22 protein-coding genes are annotated in these 20,573 nt (G+C 56.0%); 18 read left to right on the top strand and 4 right to left on the bottom strand.

The window, feature by feature from the left end; translation table 11 throughout:
• Nucleotides 1-31: 31 nt before the first annotated feature.
• The 3 genes from HX821_RS16400 to HX821_RS16410 form a co-directional block, all read right to left on the bottom strand.
• Complete coding sequence (locus HX821_RS16400; protein WP_177036052.1) at nucleotides 32-358, bottom strand: pyocin activator PrtN family protein; 327 nt, start codon at nucleotides 356-358, stop codon at nucleotides 32-34.
• 155 nt (nucleotides 359-513) lie between these two features.
• The gene (locus HX821_RS16405) at nucleotides 514-798 is read right to left on the bottom strand and encodes a phage antirepressor KilAC domain-containing protein (protein ID WP_177036053.1); all 285 of its coding nucleotides are present in this window, start codon (nucleotides 796-798) and stop codon (nucleotides 514-516) included.
• A 9-nt stretch (nucleotides 799-807) separates the two neighbouring features.
• Nucleotides 808-1,389 (bottom strand): hypothetical protein, encoded by a 582-nt coding sequence (locus HX821_RS16410; RefSeq protein WP_177036054.1) that lies wholly within the window; start codon nucleotides 1,387-1,389, stop codon nucleotides 808-810.
• A 414-nt stretch (nucleotides 1,390-1,803) separates the two neighbouring features.
• On the opposite strand from HX821_RS16410, the gene HX821_RS16415 reads away from it, so the two are divergent.
• Together HX821_RS16415 and HX821_RS16420 are read left to right on the top strand one after the other, a co-directional pair.
• Nucleotides 1,804-3,354 (top strand): alpha/beta fold hydrolase, encoded by a 1,551-nt coding sequence (locus tag HX821_RS16415; protein ID WP_177036055.1) that lies wholly within the window; start codon nucleotides 1,804-1,806, stop codon nucleotides 3,352-3,354.
• Entirely contained in the window at nucleotides 3,344-5,911 is a 2,568-nt protein-coding gene (locus tag HX821_RS16420; protein ID WP_177036056.1) for an AAA-like domain-containing protein, read from the top strand. Before HX821_RS16415 ends, HX821_RS16420 begins: the two co-directional genes overlap by 11 nt.
• A gap of 54 nt (nucleotides 5,912-5,965) precedes the next feature.
• On the opposite strand, the gene HX821_RS16425 is transcribed toward HX821_RS16420, so the two are convergent.
• Nucleotides 5,966-6,613: a LexA family transcriptional regulator gene (locus HX821_RS16425; RefSeq protein WP_177036057.1), complete on the bottom strand. Its 648-nt coding sequence runs from the start codon at nucleotides 6,611-6,613 to the stop codon at nucleotides 5,966-5,968.
• A 655-nt stretch (nucleotides 6,614-7,268) separates the two neighbouring features.
• On the opposite strand from HX821_RS16425, the gene HX821_RS16430 reads away from it, so the two are divergent.
• The 16 genes from HX821_RS16430 (at nucleotide 7,269) to HX821_RS16505 (ending at nucleotide 20,539) form a co-directional block, all read left to right on the top strand.
• Nucleotides 7,269-7,787 (top strand): phage regulatory CII family protein, encoded by a 519-nt coding sequence (locus HX821_RS16430; RefSeq protein ID WP_177036058.1) that lies wholly within the window; start codon nucleotides 7,269-7,271, stop codon nucleotides 7,785-7,787.
• Nucleotides 7,780-8,007, top strand: a complete 228-nt coding sequence (locus HX821_RS16435; RefSeq protein WP_177036059.1) for a TraR/DksA family transcriptional regulator — start codon at nucleotides 7,780-7,782, stop codon at nucleotides 8,005-8,007. Before HX821_RS16430 ends, HX821_RS16435 begins: the two co-directional genes overlap by 8 nt.
• Nucleotides 7,997-10,213, top strand: a complete 2,217-nt coding sequence (locus tag HX821_RS16440; protein WP_177036060.1) for a VapE domain-containing protein — start codon at nucleotides 7,997-7,999, stop codon at nucleotides 10,211-10,213. Before HX821_RS16435 ends, HX821_RS16440 begins: the two co-directional genes overlap by 11 nt.
• Nucleotides 10,206-10,571 (top strand): hypothetical protein, encoded by a 366-nt coding sequence (locus HX821_RS16445; protein ID WP_177036061.1) that lies wholly within the window; start codon nucleotides 10,206-10,208, stop codon nucleotides 10,569-10,571. The genes HX821_RS16440 and HX821_RS16445 overlap by 8 nt, the downstream gene beginning before the upstream one ends.
• 527 nt (nucleotides 10,572-11,098) lie before the next feature.
• The gene (locus HX821_RS16450; RefSeq protein WP_177036062.1) at nucleotides 11,099-11,443 is read left to right on the top strand and encodes a phage holin family protein; all 345 of its coding nucleotides are present in this window, start codon (nucleotides 11,099-11,101) and stop codon (nucleotides 11,441-11,443) included.
• A 206-nt stretch (nucleotides 11,444-11,649) separates the two neighbouring features.
• Nucleotides 11,650-12,255, top strand: coding sequence for a terminase small subunit (locus HX821_RS16455; protein WP_177036063.1), 606 nt, complete (start codon nucleotides 11,650-11,652; stop codon nucleotides 12,253-12,255).
• A 3-nt stretch (nucleotides 12,256-12,258) separates the two neighbouring features.
• Complete coding sequence (locus HX821_RS16460; protein WP_177036064.1) at nucleotides 12,259-14,259, top strand: phage terminase large subunit family protein; 2,001 nt, start codon at nucleotides 12,259-12,261, stop codon at nucleotides 14,257-14,259.
• 1 nt (nucleotide 14,260) lies between these two features.
• Complete coding sequence (locus HX821_RS16465; protein WP_056783432.1) at nucleotides 14,261-14,467, top strand: phage head-tail joining protein; 207 nt, start codon at nucleotides 14,261-14,263, stop codon at nucleotides 14,465-14,467.
• Nucleotides 14,467-15,948, top strand: a complete 1,482-nt coding sequence (locus HX821_RS16470) for a phage portal protein (RefSeq protein ID WP_069557847.1) — start codon at nucleotides 14,467-14,469, stop codon at nucleotides 15,946-15,948. The genes HX821_RS16465 and HX821_RS16470 overlap by 1 nt, the downstream gene beginning before the upstream one ends.
• Entirely contained in the window at nucleotides 15,945-17,087 is a 1,143-nt protein-coding gene (locus tag HX821_RS16475; protein WP_177036065.1) for a head maturation protease, ClpP-related, read from the top strand. Before HX821_RS16470 ends, HX821_RS16475 begins: the two co-directional genes overlap by 4 nt.
• Nucleotides 17,084-17,422 (top strand): head decoration protein, encoded by a 339-nt coding sequence (locus HX821_RS16480; RefSeq protein WP_177036066.1) that lies wholly within the window; start codon nucleotides 17,084-17,086, stop codon nucleotides 17,420-17,422. Before HX821_RS16475 ends, HX821_RS16480 begins: the two co-directional genes overlap by 4 nt.
• Nucleotides 17,423-17,484: 62 nt before the next feature.
• Nucleotides 17,485-18,480 carry a major capsid protein gene (locus tag HX821_RS16485; protein WP_150689209.1) on the top strand — a complete coding sequence of 332 codons (996 nt, stop codon included), beginning with the start codon at nucleotides 17,485-17,487 and terminating at the stop codon, nucleotides 18,478-18,480.
• A 2-nt stretch (nucleotides 18,481-18,482) separates the two neighbouring features.
• Complete coding sequence (locus tag HX821_RS16490; protein WP_177036067.1) at nucleotides 18,483-18,803, top strand: hypothetical protein; 321 nt, start codon at nucleotides 18,483-18,485, stop codon at nucleotides 18,801-18,803.
• The gene (locus tag HX821_RS16495) at nucleotides 18,800-19,456 is read left to right on the top strand and encodes a phage tail protein (protein ID WP_177036068.1); all 657 of its coding nucleotides are present in this window, start codon (nucleotides 18,800-18,802) and stop codon (nucleotides 19,454-19,456) included. Before HX821_RS16490 ends, HX821_RS16495 begins: the two co-directional genes overlap by 4 nt.
• Entirely contained in the window at nucleotides 19,449-19,979 is a 531-nt protein-coding gene (locus tag HX821_RS16500) for a hypothetical protein (protein WP_177036069.1), read from the top strand. Before HX821_RS16495 ends, HX821_RS16500 begins: the two co-directional genes overlap by 8 nt.
• The gene (locus HX821_RS16505; protein WP_177036070.1) at nucleotides 19,976-20,539 is read left to right on the top strand and encodes a phage baseplate assembly protein V; all 564 of its coding nucleotides are present in this window, start codon (nucleotides 19,976-19,978) and stop codon (nucleotides 20,537-20,539) included. The genes HX821_RS16500 and HX821_RS16505 overlap by 4 nt, the downstream gene beginning before the upstream one ends.
• Nucleotides 20,540-20,573 lie beyond the last annotated feature (34 nt).

Genomic DNA, 20,573 nt, shown 5'->3' on the forward strand with positions numbered 1-20,573 from the left:
TGTTGTTGGCTGGTGGTGGCAGCCATTGGGGTTACTGGTCGTGCTCGGTTGAATCGTTTGGTGGTCGCGGCATGTCTTCGTCCGCCCTGTAGGCGCGGATGTCGATCAGTGCTGCGACGTGTTTTATGTGGGCGTACCGCAATGCCTTGACGCTGTGATCCAGGGTGGTCACTGGCAGCTGAATACGGCCGCTGTTGATCGCCTCGGTGAAGGTTTTTTCGTTAAGGTTTTTGAAGTAATGCACGCGCAGCTTTTCCAGGGGGATAAGCACGTCGCCGAAGAGTTGGTGCAGCATCTCGATGGTGGCGCTATCCGGTGCGGGTTGCAGTCGTAGCGGTGTTTGGCTGATGTTGCTCATGGGCAGCGGCCTCCTTGCGTTTGAGTCGTGAAGGGTGGTTCCAAGCATTCAGGCAGTGGCGTTTGGTCAGCTCCCGCAGATGCTCCGGCACTTCGAGGAGCGCAGCGTTGCGCTCCTCGCGTGTGTGCATGGCGACGATCTGGCGGGCGTACTCCCTAGGCCACGTCACGGTTGTCTGCCGGGATGGCTGGCAGTTCGAGGCCCAACTGTTCTGCGAGCCAGCGTATGCCGGCCTGCCGGACCTTAGTCGACTGGCTGTACTGCATGCCGGCGGTCTCGTGGTACCAGTTGCTGTCCTTGATCCGCAGGTACTCATGGTCTCGGACGGGGAAGGCCGGTAGGTTGCGGTCGTTGAGCAAGCCCTTCTCACGCATGAGCGCGATCAGCTTGGGACGAGTGAGGCCAAAGTACTTGGCGGCTCTTTCCAGGCTACGTTCCATCTCGGCCTCCTAGGCTGCATGCGCGGCGGGTGTCGCCAAAGCAGCCAGATGGGTGATGGATTCGGCGACCATGGAGTAGATCTCCACGTCACTGCCGTACACCGTGAAGCACTTGGTGCGTGGCTTCCTGATGCCGATGCTCAGGATAGTGGTGATGCCTGCGCGGGTTTTGTTGCGGTGGATTGCCAGGTTGATCGGTTGCTCAAAGCCCATGTAGAGACTGAGAACGCCGCCGGTTTGCACCAGGTCGAACACCCGCTGCTTGTGTTCAATCTCAAACACGCCGTAGCGGCGGTTTGCATGCGGCAAAGGAGATGGATCGGCAGAGGTGGTTGGCCCGTTGACGATCTCTTCAATGAAGTCTGCAAGCTTGAGGTGCATCTTCTTGCTGTTGGTCAGGGTCAGCGTGTGGCGTTCGCTGTCCAGCTCGACAGTGAAGTGCGTGTCGACTTTGCGGCGTTCGACTTTCAGGCGGAAGGCCAGGGCTTCACGCTGCGTCTCGGCGCGCAGGAAGTGGTTGAAGGTTTCGGTCAGGCATACCTGAGCCTTGAGCAGGGTTAGGGTGCGGTTATCGAGTTTGTACTTGCTCATGCCGCTTGCCCTCCGCCGTTTGGGTCGAAAGGAGTCGGTGCGGTGTGCTGTTTCAGCTTTGGTTTGGACGCGATGAAAGCGCAGCCGTAGTTTTGTGCCATGCGGCGGATTTCGAAGATGCGGGAGGGGTTAGCAGCGGCCGGGTGGACGTGCAGAGTGGCTGTGGTGTGCATGGTGTTGCCTCGCTCTGTGGTGAAAGAGTGAGTCAATGTTAACCTCTGGGGTTAATTAATCAAGCCAGAAATTGTCCTTTATGGTTGTTTTTAACGTGATGGCTTTGTGCAATAGTGACATATCGTTGGCGTCACCCTGCCGATCACTCCAGTTCCATCAAATGGACAGTGCAACCCAAAAAGGATTCAGGATGCTTGTTTCTATGACAATGCTGACCTCTCCAAAGGAGGGGTCGTGGGAATGTTCAAGAAGTTAAAAAATTTTTTTTGGGACTCGCCCATACCCATTAAAAGGAAAAGTGAAAGCAAGCAGGTCATTCTCTTTGTGCACGGCCTTTCTGGATCCGCCGCTGGTACGTGGGGGGCCATGTTAAAGGTCCTCCAAGAGTCTTCAGAGCTGGCACATATTGCCTATGATTGCTACGCATATCCAACAAGTCTCTGGCGTGCTCCTTTTGGACAAAAAATGTCGGGCATAAAAGAGTTATCTAATGGCCTGCAATCTTTTATTGAAGCTAATTGTTTTGATAAGGAAGTTATTATAGTTGCACATAGTTTGGGAGGGATTATATCTAGGCATTTTATTTTGGATGCAGTAAAGTCTGGGCGGTCACATCAAGTCGTTGGTCTTTTGCTATATGCGTCACCCCTTAATGGTGCTGGGCTTGCGAATTTAGCTAAGTACTTTTCACTTGGTCATAGGCATTTAAAGCAGCTCTGCAAGAATACGGATTTTTTAGATTTGCTAAATACCGATTGGATCAAGATGGGAGTCGAAGATAAGATCAAAGTTCTCAACTTGGTTGCTGGAGGAGATGCTATTGTCTCGCGAAACAGCTCTGATATTTATATTGGTGCTGAAAATGTAAGAACTCTAATTGATTGTGGTCATATCAGTGCCACAAAGCCGGATGATCTAGAAGATATAAGATTTGTTTTTTTGAAGAATTTTGTTAAAAACTTTTGTGTAATCAATTTGGTCGGCCCCCAAAGTATGATAGAGGGTGACGTGCTATTTGATGCATATACAAAAGTGGCAGAGCCATTTTATATACCTAGAAATGCTGATGAAAGTTTGTCAAGAGCTATCAAAAGTTCGCATGTTTGGGTAAGTGGACCTCCAGGTGTAGGAAAAACCGCATCGTTGAGACGATTGGTAGAACTTTCTAAGTGGAAGTTCCATCATGTGACTCTTGATAGTTTTCAAAATGCATCGCCGCTGACACTTATGAAAGATGTGTGTAGATTGTTACTTGAAAAAAATGGAGTAGTATGCGAGTCATTAGCGGCGGCGAACGATTCCGCCGCCCTTATCAGTTACCTTCGACCACATATGTCCTCTGTTGTTTCTACGGTCCCTGTAGCTGTCCTTATAGAAGAAATTCCTCTTTCCGCAGGTGCTGAATATTCAGAGTTTTTGGATATTGCCTATCAATTAATTATCTTGGCTGAGACTGCAAACGCTCAAGGTCGTTTAATATGGATGTTTTCGTCATTGCGATGTCCCAAGGCAGATGTGAATCCTGCTCGCTATAAAATGTATGATAAAGTCCAGTTTGTTGATTTTAAGCGATGGTCTGCAGAAGAGATTATGAAGCTTTCAATCATGATTGCCACTGCGCTAAGTCATTCACTATTAGATCACGAGTTTGATGTGATCGTCAGCAAAAGTAAAGGATCGCCAAGGTTCGTGAAGTCGTTCTTCAGAAAGACCAGAGTCGAAGTTTTTGCTGATAAGAAGTTAATGGATTTGCTTGAGTCTGTAGAAGAGGATCTGAAATATGATAAATAAAAAACTCAAGCCCAATACTATAGTATCTTCATGTCAATATGTAGAGCGGGCCGCTGATAGGCAATTACGTAATGTTATTGATAATATGGGGCGCCCTCCTTATATTTTAGTTGCTAGGCAAATGGGTAAGACAAATCTACTTATTAATATGAAGCGTGAACGTAAAGCTGATTTGGTATTGTATTTGGATTTGTCTAATCGTTTTGAGACCGCAAAATTATGGTTTAGAAATGTTATTGATATGTTGATCGAGTGCGATCCTGATGTATTTGATCAGCACTTGCTGCGAGTTAAAGAGCAGCGAGTAAAGTTAGAGCTGGAGCCGAACGTTGAGTATGATCGTCATTTGCGCTTATTGCTTCGCTCTACAAATAAAAAACTGGTGATTGTCCTAGATGAAATCGACTCTTTAGTAGGCTGCAGTTATTCTGATGTCGTGTTGGCGCAGATAAGGAGCATGTATTTTAATAGAGTAAATTTTTCTGAGTACTCGCGCCTAACTTACGTCTTGTCTGGGGTGGCTGAACCAACTGATTTGATAAAGAATAAAGATATTTCTCCTTTCAATATAGGGGAAAAAATTTATCTTGAAGATTTTAACCGAATGGAGTTTGAGGAGTTTCTGTCTAAGGTTGGCCTGAATTTCAGCCCTGAAGTAGTGAGCAGAATTTATTATTGGGTAGATGGTAACCCGAGAATGACCTGGGATTTATGCTCGGAGCTAGAGGATGTTGCTCTGCAAGGCAGGGAAGTTGGAACTGGAACAGTTGATGATCTGGTTGCTGCATTATATTTGCACGAATATGATCGTGCTCCTATTGACCATATTAGGACTCTCGTTGAAAGTGATTCTCAGATACGGAGTGCAATAATTTCTATTCGGTATAATAGATCAGAATTCCCTGAGGATAAAATCAAAAGCCGCCTTTTTCTATCTGGTATTACTAAGACAGTGAACGGTGAGATACGTATTAAGAATAGGGTTATTGACGAGGCTCTTTCTGATCGCTGGATTGATCATGTAACTTCTGCACAGCAGTCTAGTGTAGTTACAGCTACTGAAGCATATGCTCAACGTAATTACGAGCTTGCAATACGATGCTTTGAAGATGCGCTGACCGGAGATGGTGATTCGTCTGCGTTCACTGGAATGCATAGACTAGAGCTTGCATTGAGCTACCTTTATGTTGGCAGAAAGTCAGACGCAAAAATTGAACTGGAAGGTTGTATTGCTGAATCAGAAGAGTTGGTTTTTTTACAGTTGGTGAGGTTTTATTTAGGTGTTGTCAATCTGGAGATGCGGGATTATAAGGGAGCCTATACCGCGTTGTTCGCAGCATCACAAGGTCCTACTTGGACTACCTCTATAAATGCGAAAGTTAATCTCTTGCTTTTATATACCCTGCTGGGAATACAGATCTTTAAAAATGAAGCGCTGGAGTTGAGCTCAGAATTGATAGCTGAGCTGCAAATTACAGAACGTACTGAAGCGGTATTGGACTATCTCGTATCTGCTTATTATAATTCTTCTAAAATACATCAAGCACTCGGTGACATTGCCTCAGCGATAGCTATGATAGATCAGGCAGTAAAAGTATCACCCAATAAATACTTGCCGTATTTATTGGTTTCTAAATCGCAGCTATCTAAAGATAAAAACATAAAGTCTGATGCTGTCGGTTCAATTATCAATGTCTTGATCGCTAATGATATAGATTTGGCTCATGTTTCAGAGATGGGACTTGGTTTAAGTAAAAGGGTCTTGGGCTTAACTCTGTGTGAGCTTGATGCTCTAGAGGACTTACATGCCTTTGATAGATTGATTAAGTTTATACTTCTTAAATACTATCGAGGTAAATTATCAGTTTTTGACGCGCTTGTTGATCTCTACGATAGCATTGAGGTGGGCGACACAGAGGAAGGCGCTGGTATCTCTTTATTGGTTCGTTGTGCTAAAAGTTACCTGAATGAAAATGCATCTTCATTAAATAAAATCAAAGTATATCGTGCTCTAGCTCTGTCTTCTGTCATGCTGGATCACAATTTATATAAAAGTCAGTACTTAACAGAGCTCTATGCTGGATGTCCGACGGATTTAATACAAGATAGTGATATAGAAGCCCTTATTCTTGTGATGCACCATTTTTTAAGTAAGGATTTTTCCGAGGAATTCGTCTTTTCCATTTCTGTATGGAGAAAATATGAGGCTGTTATCGAGCGCAAAGATCCAGAGTGGGCTGCATTGATTAACTTTTATGGCATGACATATTTTAATAATATCATGGACAGAGCAACGGCAATAGAGTATGCAATTAAGCTAAATAGCTTAATAGATGCCAGAGTATTTTCGGAGTCACCATTCACAGGGTTGTGGCCTGGGATTAGGAAAGAAGCCGCGAAACTAATTTCAAGCTTGATAGTGGATCCTTTTCGACATTTGGGGCGGAATCAGAAAGTTTACGTTCGTTACGCTGATGATGTCGTGCTAGAGAAGAAATATAAACAAGTATCTGCCGACCTTAAGGAAGGCAGGTGTGTATTGGTTAAGGCGTTGTAAATCGTATAGGTTCTATGGCATATCTCAGTGTGATGTGCCATAGAGCTGCCGTGGTCAAAGGTCAGAAATTTTCCACTTCGCTCTTCCGCAAACATACCAGTCTTCAGTTAAACGTATTATTCGTTCAGGCCAATCTGGGTTGAGTGCGTAAAGATATTGTTCATTACCTTCCTGTTTTAGTTGCTTTAAAGTTACACAATTATCTCTGACTCTTCTGGCAGCAACGAAATGGCCAGGTAGGGCTTCTAGTGATGGATCAATAACGACTTTATCGCCCTCAGAAAATTTCGGCTCCATACTGATGCCCTCTATCCGCAAAACAAAAGCATTAGCTCCCACTGGTCCTGGAGCATCAATCCATTCTTCGGCATCACCGGATTCGAAATTACCAACCGCTTCGCACCAAGCACCCGCCGCAATCGATCCAATTAGGGGTAGTTTTCGACCGGTTTCGCCGACCACTGATGCGTTACTTAACTCGTGAAATTCATAGGGAACGTCCAGGTGACCTAATGGAAGTCCAAATGCTCTCTCTATTTCCCTTGCTATCTGGTCGCCGATGCCTTTGGTAGGATTTTTTCCACCAAAAGCGCTCACCTGTGCTGGAGCCTTACCTAAACGGTCTGCCGCTTCGGTAAGTCGCATTTTTTTGTCCGCAAGAACTCTGCGGAAATTTTTAAGGCGGGTATCTGAAATTTTCATGCGCTGATTCTGTATTGGTTAACCTTTCAGGTGAATGTCCTTCTGGGTATTGAAAAAAATAACCTATTAGGTTAATTTGCGCTCCGGAGGTATAGCGATGAGCCTACGAAAATACATTGACACCCTGGGTCGTGACCCACTGAGTGACTATGCAAAGAGGTGCGGTATATCAACGAACTATTTGAGGATGCACGTGAAATACGCGAGTAAAGACCCTAGCGTCTCGTTGATTAAAGCTCTATGTAGAGAAAGCGGAGGGGCTGTCTCACTTGCAGATGTACTTCGCCATTTTGCGATCACAGAGTCAGAAATTAGGAAACTTTAGGAAGAAAAAAAGGCGGCCCGAGGGCCGCCCAGTTTCCCCCGGCACACACCACCACAGTGCTGTCGGGTCGCGACGAAGGTAGGAGGGCACACCACATGCAAACCACCTCCCTTTATCGCGTTGCCAAGACACGGATGTCTTGGGTTGCTGCCTTTTCCACCACAGATTAGGCAGCTGTTGCGCCAGAGGTGAGCAACGGATTGTTCGCCTCGGCACGGTGCCGGTTTCGATCCCTAAGATCTGGCCGGCGTTTGGGCCCTTTCAAGCCACGCGGCAAATGTATCACCACTACACGTCGCGGGGCACTGGCAACTTAGTAGGATTAATGCCATGAGCCGAGTAGCTTTAAGCTGTGTTGAACGAGCGCAAAGGGAAGTTCTGACGCTCGAATTAGCCCTGTACCACGCCGCACGGGACTATCCTGGCGGTGCCGCTGCAATCGCCGCCACCACCGGCCGCAATGCCACCACGTTGCAGCACAAGTTGTCTCCCACCCATCCCTCGCACGCGGTCAACATTCAAGAGTTCGGCGAGATCCTCGAATTGACCAAGGACCGCCGCATCCTCGATGCGGTACATGCATTGGTCGGCGACACAACGTGGCAAGAGCTGGCTGAAACCTATACCAGCGACATGCCTGAGACCCTGACCACCGGTATTGCCTCGTACTTCAGGCACGTGGCTGACCTGGCCGACACCTGGGCCAAGAGCATTGGCGATGGCGTTGTGAGTGATCAGGAACTGGCCGAGATTCGCCTGCAGGTATTTCGCGGAATCCAGGGGCTGTTGGGGATGCTCAATCGCGCCCAATACGTCAACCAGACCACTCGGGGGGCGGACCGTGGCTGACGACATCGACTTTGCAAATGACCTGGTGCAGGAACGCATGGACCGTGCACTCGCCGCACGAAACGCGAAAAAAACTGGCACGCCCGCGCATTCCTTCATGTTCTGTGAAGAGTGCGACACGCCGATCCCAACAGCGCGCCGCGTTGCGATCCCCGGCTGCACGCATTGCGTGACCTGCCAATCCATCGACGAAGCCAGGAATGCCCGCCATGCTCGATGAGGTATTGAATCAGTTCTCCGACTACGGCCTTGAACCCGCCCAACCCCTGATCTTCGGCAAACTCACCCGCTGCAAAACCACCCAGGACAAGGGCAAGGAAAAAAACGGCTGGTACGTCATTCACGAACACCGCACCGAAAAAAACGAGACGCTGATCTTCGGCAGCTTCGGTGACTGGCGCTCCGGCGACACCCAAAAGATCAAGGTGAAGGCCGGGCGCATGAGTCCCGAAGAGCGCGAAGTCATGCGCGCTCGCCAGGAAGATGCCAAGCGCAAGGCCGCCGAGATCGCGGCCAACGCATCACGCCGAGCGGCCAACCGTGCTGCCGGCCTGTTCAAGCGCATGCCTGAAAAGGGTAAGAGCGCCTACCTGGATCGAAAGCAGATCGTCGGCTTCAAGGTTCGCTATGCGCCACGCACTGGCGCATTTTTGGTGCCTATGTGCAATGTGCGCGACCAGATCGTCGGCCTGCAGGTGATTTTCCCCGCCAAGCAAGACGACACCGGCCGCGACAAGGCTTACTGGCCCTACGGCATGTCGAAGGACGGCGCCTTCCACCTGATTGGCCCGCATCCTGAACCCGGCGAGCCGGTGCTGGTGTGTGAGGGCTACGCCACGGGCGCCAGCCTGCACATGGCGACGTCGCTTACTGTTGCCATCGCCTTCGACGCGGGCAACCTGCTGCCGGTCTCCAAGGCCATGCGCGAGCGTTTCCCCGGTTGCCCGCTGATCATCTGCCGCGATGATGACTGGAAGACCAAGCGCCCCAACGGCGACCCTTGGAACCCAGGCGAAGAGAAGGCTAACAATGCCGCGCTGGTTGTCGGCGGTCAGGTAGTCGCTCCGGTGTTCTCTGGCGAGCGCGAGGTCAAGTGGACCGACTTCAACGACCTGCACATCGCCGAGGGATTGGAGGCTGTCCGCCGTCAGGTGCTGGCGGTGGTCAAACCTCCTGCAGCGGGTGGCTGGAAAGATCAATTGGCGCGCACCGAAAACGGCTCCCTGATCGCGCACATGCAAAACGTCGAGCTGATCCTGGGCAACGACGAACGCTGGGCGGGTGTCATCGGCTACAGCGTGTTCAGCTCCAAGATCGTCAAACTGCGGTCTGCTCCCTTCGGCGGCGGTGCCGGCGATTGGGCCGACATTGATGACATGCGCGTGATGAAGTGGCTCGCGCAGCAGTACAACCTACGCGTGAAGGCTTCGCATGTGATCGAGGCGGTCAGCGTGGTCGCCCACGACCATGCCTTCCACCCGGTGCGCGAGTACCTGGAGAAGCTCGAGTGGGACCGCGTGCCCCGCATTGAAACTTGGCTGACCGATGTGCTGGGCGTCCAGGCCAACGAGTACTCGGCCAAGGTCGGCAAGCGCTGGCTGATCTCTGCGGTCGCACGGGTAATGCGCCCAGGCTGCAAGGCTGACTCGGTGATGATCCTCGAAGGCGGGCAGGGCGCGGGTAAGTCCACGGCCATGGGCGTCCTCGGTGGGGAGTGGTTCATGGACACGCCTTTTGCCCTCGGCGACAAGGACAGCTTCCAGGCGATTCGCGGCAAGTGGATCGTCGAGCTGGGCGAGCTGGACAGTTTTAACAAGGCGGAAAGCACCAAGGCCAAGCAGTTCTTCTCCGCGTCCACCGACACCTACCGCGAGAGCTACGGCCGCAGAACGAATGACGTGCCACGCCAGTGTGTTTTCGTGGGTACCACCAACCAAGAGGAATACCTCAAGGACGCCACGGGCAACCGTCGCTACTGGCCGGTGTTCTGCAACAAGGTCGATCTGGAGCAACTGCGCGAGATCCGCGATCAGCTATGGGCCGAAGCCCTGTTTTGCTTCGAGGCCGGCGATATCTGGTGGGTGACCAAGGATGAATCTTGGATGTTCGCCGAAGCCCAGGACGAACGCTTTGTGGTGGACGAGTGGGAAGGGCCGATCCTGGCCTGGATGGAAGAGTCTCAGATCGGCGAAACCGCCACTGGCAACGAGATCCTGACCCAGGCGCTGAAGCTCGACTTCGGTCATTGGGGCAAGCCCGAGCAGATGCGGGTAGGGGCAATCATGCATCGGCTGGGTTGGCGCAAGCGGCGAATGCCGGCATTGCCGAAAAGCGGGGTACGGCCTTGGGCCTATGAGAAGCCTGCGGGCTGGGGCCGTGCGTCTGCGTTGCAGCAGTCGGTGATCGAGGAGCCTTGTTTTGATTAAGCGAATCGACGAGATGCTCAAACTATGGGCGCAGGATCTGCATTCGCCTGTACCAGAAAACGTTGGCGGGCCGAGTGGCGGCAACATGATCGCCATGCTGATGGAATGCAAAGGGGAGCTGATACGCGGCACGCGTGGTAGTCGGGTGCTGCTGGATGAATCAGTGGATATTGAGCTGATCGTCAAGAAGCACCTGCCGCCCCGCCTTGCACTGGTCGTGTGGGAGCACTACTGCAACCACGAAAGCTTCCTTTCACAGAAGCTATTGCACTGTGCATGCAGCTCGCGGACGTACTACATGCGGCTGCATGACGCCCATGTGTTCATCCAGGGGATGCTGATGGGGAAGGCTGCATGACCCTCTACGTCACTCCGCGTGCCTGTGTCCTACCGTCCTGCGTTGTCCGACTCGCATTTAGCGCAGTTGGACAGGCGCAGACCGCGCCGTTGTTTGTCTGTCCTACCGTCCAACCTTTACCCGCCCCACGCACACATGAGCATAGCGGGCACGTAGTCGCGCCCATGGCGCGCACGCGTGCTTTTAGCTTTCTCTCTATACACAAGAGAAAAGGAATAAAGGTAGGACAGTAGGGCAGAGCCCCGTATTCAGGCGCCTTTAGCTGTCCTACTTCGATCAAGAATAGTGGGACAGGTAAGACAAGGCATCAGAAGCGATGGCCGATTGAATGCGTTGTCCCTGCGTTGTCCCTGCGTCATACCTGTATTGCACCCGTATTGCGCCATGGCATTAAAACCCGCTTGCTGCCAGTAAAATCCACCTGTAAAAAGTACCCATCTTCGATAGGTGCGACCGCAAGCAGCGGGACTCACCACCACACTAAACCCGGCCATTGCGCCGGGTTTTTGCGTTTATGGGGTAGGGCGATGACGAACGAGCAGCAAGCGCTTATTGATATGCCGATCTGGATGGTGATCGTGCTGTCCCTGGTCGGCGGGATATCGGGCGAGGCATGGCGTGCAGACAAAGCTGGGGTAAGCGGCTGGTCACTGGTTCGCCGCTTGCTGCTTCGGTCCGGGGCCTGCGTGGTCTGCGGGCTCTCCACCATGATGTTGTTGCACGCCTCGGGCATGTCGGTACTGGCGGCGGGCAGCATTGGCTGCCTCACCGCGATGGCCGGCGCCGATGTAGCCATCGGCCTCTACGAACGCTGGGCCGCCAAGCGGTTGGGCGTGTGCGATTTGCCCCCTTCGGGCAGCGGTCAAGTGTGATGGGCTGGAGGCTAAGGAATACGTGGCCTGTAGGGCGTCGCATCAAAATGGAGCGCCGAAAAGTCGCCGGGGACCCTGGCGGCATTCGAGGGACACGGGGCATGAAACCCGCGGGAAAGCGTTAGCGGCAGGCCCGCCAGCTTACTGAAATTCAATCCATTGAAATTGAAAGGTTTCCATTGAAAAGCCGTTGAAAAGGAGGGCTTATGACGGATCCACTGTTCCTGTCTAAAAGCGCTTTCGCGGTTCGCATCGGCAGGACGCCGAGCTACATCACCTGGCTGAAAGACAACAACCGCCTGGTGCTCTCGCCAGATGGCAAGAAGGTCGACGTGCTGGCAACCGAAGCACTGATCCTCGAAACTGCCGACCCCAGCAAGGCCGCCGTCGCGGCTCGACACCAGCAAGACCGGCTCCAGCGTGACGTTTACAGCCAACTGTCCCCCATGGTCGAGCCGACTAACACGGCTGCGCCGCCGCAGCCTGCTGGCGCGAAGAGCGGGCAACCCGACTTTCAGAAGGCCCGCGCACACCGCGAGTACTACCTGGCCCAACTGGCCGAAGCCGAGTTTCACAAGGTGCAGGGCTCGCTGGTGGAGATGAAGGCGGTCACCACCGGGGCCTACAACGCCGGACGCATGCTGCGCGATCAATTGCTCAGTATGCCCCCGCAACTGGCGCCTGAACTGGCGGCGATGTCCGACCCTTGGGAAATTGAGCAGCATCTGACCAAGGCGCTAAGGCTGTCCCTGGAAGAGGCCGAGCGCATGTCTTCGGCTGACCTTGAACGCGATCTGATCATTACGAGTTAACCCATGCAGACGGAAAAACCTGACGGCGCTGAGGTGTACCGTGAGGCGTATTTCCGTGGGCTGCGTCCAGACCCCAGCCTGTGGGTGGACGAGTGGGCCGACGAGTACATGCGCATCCCGCGTGATACCGGCGCCGCCGAGCCAGGGAAATATCGCACCGTGCGAACACCCTACGCACGCGAGCCGATGCGGTGCCTGTCACCGGCTCACCCGTGTAAGCGCGTAGTGACCATGGTCGCCTCACAGCTGATGAAAACCCAGATCGCGTTGAACTGGATCGGCGCGCTGATCCACATGGTGCCGTCGAACATCCTCACGCTGCTGCCCAGCCTAGGCCTGGCAAAGCGTGTGTCGTCGCGGATCGGCAAGACCATCAAGGCCACACCGGTGCTGCGTGAACGTGTGGCGGCGAGCCGCTCGCGGGACTCGCGCAACACCATGGACACCAAGGAGTTCGAAGGCGGCTCGCTGTACGTCACCACCGCCGGTTCTGCGGCCAACTTGGCCGAGCTGTCGGCGCGCTACGTGTACGGCGATGAGATCGACCGTTGGGAGGTCGACGTAGGCGAAGAGGGCGACCCCATCGAGCTGGCGGAAACGCGGGGCAGTACCTTCGGCCGCAATGCCAAGTTCTACTTCTCCAGTTCGCCGACGATCAAGGGCGCCTCGCGCATCGACGATCTGTTCGAGGGTAGCGACCAGCGTTACTACTACGTGCCGTGCCCGACTTGCGGGCACATGCAGACCCTGGAGTGGGAGCGGCTGCATTACTCCCAGAACTTCAGCATGGTGCATTACGAGTGCGCCGGGCCTGACTGCGACGTGCTGATCGAGGAGCACCACAAGGGCGATATGCTCGCCCGTGGCGAGTGGCGTGCCCATGCCAAGGGCGATGGCGAGACGGTCGGCTTCCACCTCAACGCGCTGTATTCACCGCTGGGTTGGACGGGCTGGAAGTCGCTGGCGAAGCAATTCGAGAAGGCGAAAAAGGCCCAGTCCAAAGGCGACCTTGAGCCTATGCAGGTGTTCTACAACACCCGCCTGGCTAAGGTGTGGGACAGCGCGCAAGAGCAGACCAAGGCATCGGTACTGATCGAGCGGGCGCGCCGGGAAGGGTTTTCCCTCGGTGCGATGCCCGCCGCCGTAATGATGATCACGGGCGCCGTCGACGTACAGGCTGACCGTCTGGAGTTCATGGCAATGGGCTGGGGCGTCGGCATGGAGCGCTGGGTCATCGACCACAGGGTGATCGCGGGCGACCCTTCGGACGAGCGCACCTGGGCGGTACTGGATGAACTGCTGAAAGAGCGGTACCGGCATCCGTGTGGCGTCGGCCTGGGCATTCTCGCGGTCGCCGTCGACTCCGGCGGCCACCACACCGACGAGGTCTACCAGTTCTGCCGCGTGCGGCGCTGGCGCAACATCTTCGCCATCAAGGGCGCGAGCAAGCCTGGTAAGCCGGTAATCGCTCAGCGGCCGTCCATGGTGGATGTGACCTGGAAGGGTCAGACCGAACGCGGCGGTGCCGAGCTGTGGTTTGTCGGTACCGACACCGCAAAGGACTGGATCTACAACCGTTACCCGTTCGAGTCCGGCCCAGGCGCGCTGCACTTTGCCAGCGACCTGCCGGACGAGTTCTTCGCCCAGTGCGTGGCCGAGCGCAAGGTCGCCAAGTACGTCCGCGGCCACAAGCGTATCGAGTGGATCAAGGGCAAGGCCGAGCGCAACGAAGCCCTCGACCTGATGGTGTATTGCCTGGCAATGGCGCATTACCTCGGCATCAACCGGTATCAGGAACACGACTGGGACCGGGTACGGAACTCGCTGGCACAGTCCGGTTTGTTCGATGAAAAGGTGGTCGCTGCTGAGCGTGTAACGGTTGCCCCACAGGCTACCGCGACACCGCAAGTGGCGCCGCAACCCGTTGCCACGGTCGACCAACCGCGACCCGCTGCAGCCCCACAACGCCGCAGTTCCACCAGCGGTTACCTGAAGAGACGCTGATATGTCGTTTACTCCGAAGCACCTCGAAGCCATCGAGCGCGCCATCGCACGCGGTGAAAAGACCGTGCGCTATAGCGACCGCACGGTGGAATACCGCTCCATCGACGAACTGCTCAAGGCCCGCGACGAGATCCGCACGTCGCTGACCAACGCCGCCGGGCCGCGCTCTCGCGTGGTTCGGCTCATGCATGGAGGCAAGGGACTCTAATGGCCCGACATTATCCGACGCTAACCCGTAATGGATTCTTGCTGCCGTCGAACATCAAGGCCAGTTACGAAGGCGCCGGAGAGGGCCGTCGTTCGGCCAGTTGGGAAGCCACCGACAACGGCATCAACAGCATCAACACGCCGGCCTTGCGCAACCTGCGGGCTCGCTCGCGGGCGGCAGTGCGTAACGACCCGTACGCGTTCAACGTCATCGACAAGCGCGTCAGCAACCTGATCGGCACCGGCATCACGCCCAGGCCGACCACGGACGACGCGGCCCTGCGCAAACTCAAGCAGCAGCTGTGGGACGACTGGGTGGATGAGGCGGACGCGGACGAGCTGACCGACTTCTACGGCATGCAGGCTCTGGTGGCACGCACGGTGGAAACTGCTGGTGAATGTTTTGTTCGCTTGCGGCCGCGCAGTCCAAGCGAAGGTTTAGCGGTGCCGCTGCAGCTGCAGGCGCTGGCCCCTGAGTTTGTTCCGCACGACAAGTTCGAGACGGCCAAAAACGGCAACGTCATCCGCGCCGGGATCGAGTTCAGCCCGGCCGGCAAGCGTGTGGCGTACTGGATGTACTTGTCGCACCCACGCGATTCGTCGTCATTGAACGCCGGGTACAACCAGTTGGTGCGGGTGCCAGCGACGCAGGTGCTGCACATCTTCGAACCCATGGAGCCAGGGCAACTGCGTGGTGTGCCGCGTCTGGCTCCGGTATTGAAACGCCTGCGCAGCCTGGACAACTACGACGACGCGGTGCTGTTTCGCCAGGAGGTGGCAAATCTGTTTGCTGGCTTCATCAAGCGACCGGCGCCGGACAGCGGGCACCAACCGCGTGACCCGGTAACGGGGCAACTGCTGACCACCGACCGCGACGGCTTCACACCGATGGTGGCCCTGGAGCCAGGCACGATGCAGGAGCTGGGGCCAGGTGAAGAGGTGGAGTTCTCCAAACCACCGGACGCCGGCAACAACTACCCGGACTTCATGCGTCAACAACTGATGGCTGCGGCAGCGGGTTCGGGCACGCCGTACGAGATCCTCACCGGCGACATGCGGGAGGTCAACGACCGGGCGTTGCGGGTGGTGCTCAACGAGTTCCGGCGACGCCTGGAGCAGCTGCAATTCGGCGTGTACGTGCATCAACTGTGTCGCCCGGTGCGTGCTGCATGGATGGACATGGCAGTGCTGTCCGGCGCCCTGGTGCTGGAGGACTACGCACAACGTCGGCGCGAATACCTGCGCACACGTTGGGTGCCGCAAGGCTGGGCCTACATCCAGCCGGTGCAGGACGTGCAGGCGCGGCGGATGGAAGTGCAAGCGGGCTTCGGCTCACGCAGTGAGATGTGCCTGCGCAACGGCTACGACGCGGAAACCATCGACGCGGAAAACGCCGCCGACCTCGCCAGGTCCACGGACCTGGGCCTCAACTACACCACGCTTGATGCCATCGAGCCGATTGATGACAAGGAACAACCATGAGTAAAAAAGCGATCCCGCGCATTTATGACAAGGCTGGCAAGCAGGTAAAAGTCGCGGATAAAAGTTGGTACACCTTCCAGGCCAGCGGTGAAGCCGAGCAGCAAACCATTGAGGTATTTGTATACGGCGAGATCGGCACCTGGGGTGTCAGCGCTAATCAGTTTGTTCAGGACCTACGGGCCATGGATGACGGCGCGTCGCCTGTGATTGTTGCGTTCAACAGTATCGGCGGCGACTTGTTCGATGGCCTGGCGATCCACAACGCGTTGTCGCGCTTGGGCGAGCGCTGTACCGGGCGCATTGATGCGCTGGCGGCCAGTGCGGCGAGTGTCGCGGTGTGCGGCGCTCATCGCGTTGTGATTGCGGCCAACGCAATGCTGATGATCCACAACCCCTACACCTTTACCGGTGGTGATGCCGAAGACTTCCGCCGCGTTGCTGATGTGCTGGACCAGACCCTGGAAGCGATCATCGCGGCCTACAAGTCCAAAGCACCGGACATTGACGAGGCCGAGCTGCGGCGCATGGTCAACGCCGAGACTTGGCTGACTGCAAATGAGGCGGTGGCGCTGGGCCTGGCAGATGAAGTGGGCGACGGCCTTAAGGTCAAAGCCTGTCTCGGCCAGGGCAGTGTGTTGCAGCGCTTCCAGAACGCCCCGGCTGAATTGCTGGCCCAGTTAGACGAAGAGCCAGATGTCGAGCCGGCTGATCCTGTAAACCCTCCGGATCCAGCACCCGTATTGGACGCGGCCGGCTTGGCGTTGATGGTTACCAAAGGGTGTGCGGCGGCAGGCATCAGCAACCTGGTGGACCCGATACTCGCTTCGACGAAGCTAGAAAGCGAAGCGGTAGTCACTGCGGCGCTGACCAAGGCAAAAGCGCTGCACGGCTTGTGTGTCGCGGCACGATTGCCGGAACTGACCGGTGAGTTCCTAGCAGCTGGCTTGGATGAAGCTGCTGTCAGAGCGCGCTTGTTTGACAAGCTGGTCAGCAGCGGCGGTGGTTTTGAGATCAACAACAGCCTGCCGCTGGACAACGACCCGGCACCCACTATTACGGCCAAACAGGTCGACACCCAATCAATCTGGGCTACCCGTCAGGCGGCACAGAACGGAACCTCGAAAGGAGCAAGAGCATGAAAATCGAATCGATGCACGCGGGCGAGTTCCTGTTGTCCGAAGGCGCTGGCAACATTTCCCGCGAAGCGATCAACGTCGCCGCCGGCCCAGCCCTGGAGCCGGGCCAGATCCTCGGCCTAATCACCGCCAGCAGCGAGTTTGCCCCGTACCAGCCAACCGCCGAGGACGGTACCGAAAACGCCGTCGCGATTCTGTATGGGCCGCTGGGAGAGTCCGATGTGGCCCGGCGCGGTCGTGCCATTGTGCGGCTGGCCGAGGTCAGCGAAGCGCACTTGACCGGCCTCGACCCCGCCGCCGAAAAGGCCCTGGCCGCCCATTTCGTGATTGTCCGCTAAGGCTTTCACCTCATCTATCCATCCCGCCGAGTGCGGGATTTTTCGTTTCTGGAGAGTACACCATGGCCGATATCGCCATTTTTGAAGACGATGCATTCAGCGTCTCCTCGCTGACCGCTGCAATCAATGAGCAGGAATACCTGCCGGGCCGTATCAGCAGCCTCGGCCTGTTCCGCGAAGAGGGCATCAGCACGTTGACCGTGCAGATCGAGAAAGACGGCGACACCCTGGCCCTGGTTCCATCGGGCGAGCGCGGCACCTCGGGCCTGGTGGTCGGCGGGACCAAGCGCACGTTGATCCCTTTCAACACCGTGCACCTGCCTGAGCGTTTCACCATCAAGGCTGATGAGATCCAGGGCATCCGTGCCTTCGGTACCCGCAGCGAATTGCAGGCCGTGCAGGATGTGGTCAACAAGCGCCTGGCAAAAGCCCGCCGACAGCTGGATGCCACCCACGAATTCCAGCGCATGGGCGCGTTAAACGGGCAGGTGCTGGACGCCGATGGCAAGACAGTCCTGTTGGATATTTATAAATCCTTCGGCGTGAATCGTCAGAAGCTGCCAATGGGCTTGAACAGTCCAGATACCGAGCTGCGGGTCAAATGCGGTGAAGCCCTGGATATGCAGGAAGAAGCCCTCGGCAGCGTCACCAGCAGCGGCTCCCGCGCCATGTGCGGCAAGAACTTCTGGAACAAGCTGATCGTCCACAAGTCGGTCAAAGAGACTTACCTCAACACCATGCAAGCCGCGTCTCTACGTGGCGATGCCCGTGAAGCCTTCGAGTTCGGCGGGATCGTCTGGGAGCGTTATCGCGGCAAGGTTGCCGGCGTTGCGTTTGTCCACGACGACAAGGCGCTGCTGGTCCCCGAAGGCGTCCCTGATCTGTACATCTCGTCCTTCGCACCGGCCGACTACATGGAAACGGTCAACACCCAGGGCATCCCGTACTACAGCAAGATCGAGCCGCTGCCGTTCAACAAGGGTGTGGCCGGCGAAGCCCAGTCCAACCCGCTGCACCTGTGCACGCGACCTCGGGCGCAGATCCTGCTGGAGATGTGATCGTGGCCTTCCGCGATCTGATCGACGACATCGACAACGTGGTGTTCGAGACCCTGGGCGACAGCGCCGTGATCGAGGGGCGCCCGAAGCCGGTGCTGGGTATGTTCTCGGCACCCTGGAAACAGCCTCAGTTCGGCAAGCTCAACACTGGCCTGCGGGAGCCGCGCTTCGAGATTCGCGTCAAGGATTCGGATGGCTTGGTCAAAGGTCTGCGGGTCAGCGTTGATCTGCCGGCGTTGGATGGCGGTGGCGACTATGACCTGCTGCAGCTTGAGCCGGACGGCAATGGCCTGGTGGCCTTGATCTTGAGGAAGCGTGCATGAGCATCGGCAGCTACACCCAGCAGAAGCGCGACGGTGGGATGCTCACCATAACGCCGTCGGCGGTGCATGTTCAGGCGCTGAAAGAGTTCGGCGACATGGTGCCCAAAGCGGCAGCGGCGGCTCAGCGGCGTGCAATCAACAAAACAATCCGTTGGTTGCGCACCCACATCGCACGGGCTGTCGGCAAGCAAGAACGCATCGCTATTGGCGCCGTCCGGCAACGTCTTCGGGCGTACCCGGTGACCGGCGGCGATATGCGCGGCAAGTTGTGGTTCGGTATCAATGCCATCGAGGCCAGCCGCGTCGGGCGTGCGCGGCAAACCGGCGCGGGTGTTTCAGTCGCCGGCCGGCGTTACCAGGGGGCTTTCTACAAGAAGGTCTACGGCAGCAATGCTGATATCTGGATCCGCACGTCGAGCAAACACTTCAACACCACCGATTACCCGGATGCCGCGCAGGGTGGCAGACGCTCTGGCTTCGTCGAAGAAAACGACAACCGCTTCCCCCTGGCGAAGGCCAAGGTGTCGTTGGAGCAAGTGCGACCGCACTTTGATGCCTGGGTGAAGCGTGCGGACGAACGCCTGCTGGAGATCCTCACGCAGGAACTCAACTTTGAACTGCAGAAGTATTTGAAGGGGACGCCGCGTGTCTGACAAAACGTTGAGCCTCGACCAGCTTTATCAAGCTATCGAGCAGCACCTGCAGGCGCATCTGCCAGGTGTTCAAACCGTTGCTGCCTGGCCGAACATTGAGGATCACATCCCGTTGCCGGCGGTGTTCCTGGAGATGTCCGAGATTGAGCCGGGGGCTGATATCGGAACCGGCGAAACCACCATGATCTGCAAGTTCGAAGCGCGGATCATCGTTGACCCCATTCGGGCTGATCATCATCGCAAGGTGGTGCAACTGGTGACCCAGCTGATTGTGTTGCTGCGGGCACAGAACTGGGGCCTGGAGATCGAATGCGCCGAGTTTATTCAAGCGGTGCAGGACTGGACCCGTCCTGAGCTGGATGGTTACACGGTCTGGCTGGTGGAATGGAATCAGACGATTTATCTCGGTACCGAAGAGTGGCCTTGGCCGGATGAGCCGCCGGGCACGCTGTTGATAGGTGTCAGCCCTGATATTGGCCCAGGCAGTCGAGATCAGTACGTCGCGCCGGAGTTGCTCGCATGAGCTACTCCAGCGGGGAAAGCGACCGCATGATCGCCGCCATGCTTATGGATTGCGTGGTGGCTGCCGTTGATACGACGGCCTCGCCGCCAGTTGTCAGGGTCAGAGCAGGGGAGTGGACAAGCGCTTGGGTGCGCTGGCACAGCGTCGCTGCTGGTAAGGCTCGGCACTGGCGAGTCCCCAGCCTGGGCGAGCAGGGCAAGCTGTTCAGCCCTAGCGGCAACCCGGCAATGGGCACCTTCATTCCTGGCCTGTATGGCGATGCTGGTTCGCCGCCGGACAACCGGGATCATGTTGAGGTGTGGCGGTTTGAGGATGGCGGGTCGCTGGTCTATGACTGGCAGGCCAGTAGCTACAGCATCACGCTGCCTACCGGGGTCGTCACCATCATGGTCGGCGGCACCGTCGCCACTGTCACTGATAGCGCCGTAACGGTGGTGTCCGGGGACATCGGCCTCACCGGCAATGTGACGATCACCGGGCCGCTGACGGTAACGGGTGATATCAACGGTGCCGGCAAAATCATTGATGCAGGCGGCAACACCCCAAATCACAAACACTGATTAACCGCTTATTTCTGCCCGCCGCGTGCGGGCG

Origin of the sequence: Pseudomonas sp. B6001 (assembly GCF_013386015.1) — a bacterium.
GTDB lineage: Bacteria > Pseudomonadota > Gammaproteobacteria > Pseudomonadales > Pseudomonadaceae > Aquipseudomonas.

Bases quoted from the DNA above. Each gene is read 5' to 3' on its own strand.
- HX821_RS16420 (WP_177036056.1), top strand. From the start codon at position 3,344: ATGATAAATAAAAAACTCAAGCCCAATACTATAGTATCTTCATGTCAA.
- HX821_RS16450 (WP_177036062.1), top strand. From the start codon at position 11,099: ATGACGAACGAGCAGCAAGCGCTTATTGATATGCCGATCTGGATGGTG.
- HX821_RS16410 (WP_177036054.1), bottom strand. From the start codon at position 1,389: ATGAGCAAGTACAAACTCGATAACCGCACCCTAACCCTGCTCAAGGCT.
- HX821_RS16425 (WP_177036057.1), bottom strand. From the start codon at position 6,613: ATGAAAATTTCAGATACCCGCCTTAAAAATTTCCGCAGAGTTCTTGCG.
- HX821_RS16405 (WP_177036053.1), bottom strand. From the start codon at position 798: ATGGAACGTAGCCTGGAAAGAGCCGCCAAGTACTTTGGCCTCACTCGT.
- HX821_RS16460 (WP_177036064.1), top strand. From the start codon at position 12,259: ATGCAGACGGAAAAACCTGACGGCGCTGAGGTGTACCGTGAGGCGTAT.
- HX821_RS16400 (WP_177036052.1), bottom strand. From the start codon at position 358: ATGAGCAACATCAGCCAAACACCGCTACGACTGCAACCCGCACCGGAT.
- HX821_RS16430 (WP_177036058.1), top strand. From the start codon at position 7,269: ATGAGCCGAGTAGCTTTAAGCTGTGTTGAACGAGCGCAAAGGGAAGTT.
- HX821_RS16455 (WP_177036063.1), top strand. From the start codon at position 11,650: ATGACGGATCCACTGTTCCTGTCTAAAAGCGCTTTCGCGGTTCGCATC.
- HX821_RS16475 (WP_177036065.1), top strand. From the start codon at position 15,945: ATGAGTAAAAAAGCGATCCCGCGCATTTATGACAAGGCTGGCAAGCAG.
- HX821_RS16465 (WP_056783432.1), top strand. From the start codon at position 14,261: ATGTCGTTTACTCCGAAGCACCTCGAAGCCATCGAGCGCGCCATCGCA.
- HX821_RS16470 (WP_069557847.1), top strand. From the start codon at position 14,467: ATGGCCCGACATTATCCGACGCTAACCCGTAATGGATTCTTGCTGCCG.
- HX821_RS16415 (WP_177036055.1), top strand. From the start codon at position 1,804: ATGTTCAAGAAGTTAAAAAATTTTTTTTGGGACTCGCCCATACCCATT.
- HX821_RS16495 (WP_177036068.1), top strand. From the start codon at position 18,800: ATGAGCATCGGCAGCTACACCCAGCAGAAGCGCGACGGTGGGATGCTC.
- HX821_RS16480 (WP_177036066.1), top strand. From the start codon at position 17,084: ATGAAAATCGAATCGATGCACGCGGGCGAGTTCCTGTTGTCCGAAGGC.
- HX821_RS16485 (WP_150689209.1), top strand. From the start codon at position 17,485: ATGGCCGATATCGCCATTTTTGAAGACGATGCATTCAGCGTCTCCTCG.
- HX821_RS16505 (WP_177036070.1), top strand. From the start codon at position 19,976: ATGAGCTACTCCAGCGGGGAAAGCGACCGCATGATCGCCGCCATGCTT.
- HX821_RS16440 (WP_177036060.1), top strand. From the start codon at position 7,997: ATGCTCGATGAGGTATTGAATCAGTTCTCCGACTACGGCCTTGAACCC.